Below are 2637 nucleotides of genomic sequence, written 5' to 3' on the forward strand. Positions count from 1 at the left end.
GTATTTCTTGATCATCTTCTACCACCAGAATGTGATAGTTCTTCATAATATCACCTCTTGTAGTCATTATAACCTTCCAAACTGGAGTTGATGTGGAGACATATTAGAAATACTATAAAAACTTCATAAGAAAACTACATGTATTTCAAATTAGCTCCAGATGCATGAGATAGTTTATATACATAGCAAGACAGAGGGAGGTAATTAAGATGTCACTAGAAGCAAACATCATTCTTTCTTTATTAGATGTACAACTGTGGATGGCCCCTCATTCGAATAATAGACGCATAAAAGAGAAAAAACAAAAATTGAAACCGGCACCGGGCTTAAACAAATACACAAGTGTAAATAAAAGAAAACTATATAAGTCTAGTGAACAAAAATAGGGAGGATTAAATTGATTCTCTCTATTTTTGTATTCCATAATTAGGTACTGAAAATCTTTACTATAACTCTAGATTAGCTCCATATAGAATACAGATTAAGTTTGTATGATACATGTACCAAATAGAAAGGAATGATACATGATGTTGACGACTTACACAATCTATCAAATTTTATCCCTTCCTTCTTATTTACACACAAACCTATTACCATCCATTCTCACGAGAATGCTAGAATCTAAGTTTATAACAAAAGAATAAATAAGCTAATGGATGTTTATTGTCCCTTGTTTCCACTTTTTGCAAAACACCTGTATAAACACGTATCCTACTTTGTACATTGAATACTCTATTTGTTGAGAGCCGAATAGGCTCTTTTTTTAGAGACAAGCTCGAAGTGGGTTTGAATATCGTCATACATATATTCATAGGAAATTTCAAATATAATGTTACCCCTACGAAAAAACAGTTGATTTATGTTTAAACATGCCTAAAGGTGAAATTTTCTTTTTTTGAAATGGTGATTCTTAAATGTTACATTCATACATCGTATTTCAAATATTAAGATAAAAACATTCAATTGTAAATTAAAGGAGAAAGGGATGTTCACAATGGGACACGATGATACAAATCAAACAGAAAGCAATAGGAATAAAGTCTATAAAAAAACAGGGTATTTTTTCACAGGAATAATTAGTGCAGTGATTGGTGCAATTACCATTGGATTGACCACTCCTTATATAAATGAAATCAAAGGAAGTGCAGGTCAATCTTCTAAGCATAACGAAGTAAATCAGGCTACGCCAATCTCTTACAAACCAGAAGATGTGAGCAATCCTCAAAATATGATGGAATCTGCAAAAGAAGTTGTCGTAGGTGTCATTAACTATAAAAAAAATGCAGGTTCATTTAATACGCAAAATCAATCAGAAGAAGCTGGTTCGGGATCAGGGGTCATATATAAAAAAAACGGCAATAAGGCTTTCATTGTTACAAATAATCATGTGATAGACGGTGCGAATAAAGTAGAAGTGAAATTGAATAATGGTAAAAAGGTTCAAGCTAAAGTAGTAGGGACAGATCCATTATTAGATTTAGCAGTATTAGAAATTGACGGGGCAGATGTAAAAAGAGTCGCAACACTTGGAGACTCAGAAAAAATTCGTACAGGGGAAACGGTAATAGCTATTGGGAATCCATTGGGGTTAGAAGGTAGTGTAACAAAGGGGATTATTAGTAGTAAGGAACGAGAAATACCTGTTAGTACTCTTGGAGATCAACAAGTTGATTGGCAAGCACAGGTAATTCAAACAGATGCAGCTATTAATCCTGGGAATAGTGGAGGAGCTTTGTTTAATGAACAGGGTGAAGTCATTGGAATTAATTCAAGTAAAATTGCACAACAAGCTGTTGAAGGAATTGGATTTGCAATTCCAATTCATATAGCCAAAACGATCCTAGAGTCTCTTGAGAAAGATGGAACAGTTAAACGTCCGATGGTGGGTGTACAGTTATTAGATGTAGAGAAAATGACAGAGTCTGCACGCAATCAATTAAAATTACCAAAAGAGATATCAAATGGTGCAGTATTGAGGAATATCTCATACCAATCACCAGCAGAAAAAGGTGGATTGCAACAATATGATGTTGTGATTGCATTAGATGGACAAAAAATAGAAAATGTCGTTCAATTCCGAAAATATTTATATAAAAAGAAAAAATTGGGGGATACAATTAAAGTAACAGTTTATCGAAATGGTGAAAAACTAATAAAAAACGTGAAATTAGCGGATTAAACAAGTGCCGCTTAAAAATATAGCCACCTTTCGGTGGTTTTTTTATATGTGCTTTTTGTTTGGGTACTAGATATATCAGAGGTGGTAAACGTCATGAAGCAAAAAGAATGTCTACATTGGTATTCCATGGAGGAGGCTAATTTTTCTAACGATAGTATCTCATCTTGTACTGTAGGGGTCATAAATAAAGGGAGTTATCCCGTGTTTGTATTCCTTCCTCAAGTTAATTGGTTGGTGACTAATATTTTATACCTATTATTATTCCGTTTGTCCTCATTCCACATTAAATGGACTGACTCTTTACCAATGTTCAAAATCGATTACATATTTTAATTTGTGTTCCAGCTTTTCTTGACTATATTAACGAATCACTACATATGCACTCCAGATAAGCCCTAATATCTTTAGATAATCTACTGAATATCTTCATATAAACTCCAGATAGTGTATTTAGAATA

The 2637-nt window shown here is 33.3% G+C and carries 2 protein-coding genes; both read left to right on the forward strand.

All coding sequences use genetic code 11. The annotated features are described in order from the left end of the window. The first annotated feature begins 209 nt into the window (after positions 1 to 209). A complete protein-coding gene (locus DOS87_RS29800) occupies positions 210 to 386 on the forward strand; it encodes a hypothetical protein (RefSeq protein WP_000050958.1) in 177 nt (58 codons plus the stop codon). A gap of 599 nt (positions 387 to 985) precedes the next feature. Continuing rightward, positions 986 to 2179 (forward strand): S1C family serine protease, encoded by a 1194-nt coding sequence (locus DOS87_RS29805; protein WP_098236242.1) that lies wholly within the window; start codon positions 986 to 988, stop codon positions 2177 to 2179. The last annotated feature ends 458 nt before the right edge of the window (positions 2180 to 2637 follow it).

The sequence above is a fragment of the Bacillus sp. CR71 genome (genome assembly GCF_003429245.1).
In the GTDB taxonomy this organism is placed as follows: Bacteria; Bacillota; Bacilli; order Bacillales; family Bacillaceae_G; genus Bacillus_A; species Bacillus_A thuringiensis_S.

Coding starts and splice junctions, on each gene's coding strand:
- DOS87_RS29805 (WP_098236242.1), top strand. CDS start 986: ATGTTCACAATGGGACACGATGATACAAATCAAACAGAAAGCAATAGG.
- DOS87_RS29800 (WP_000050958.1), top strand. CDS start 210: ATGTCACTAGAAGCAAACATCATTCTTTCTTTATTAGATGTACAACTG.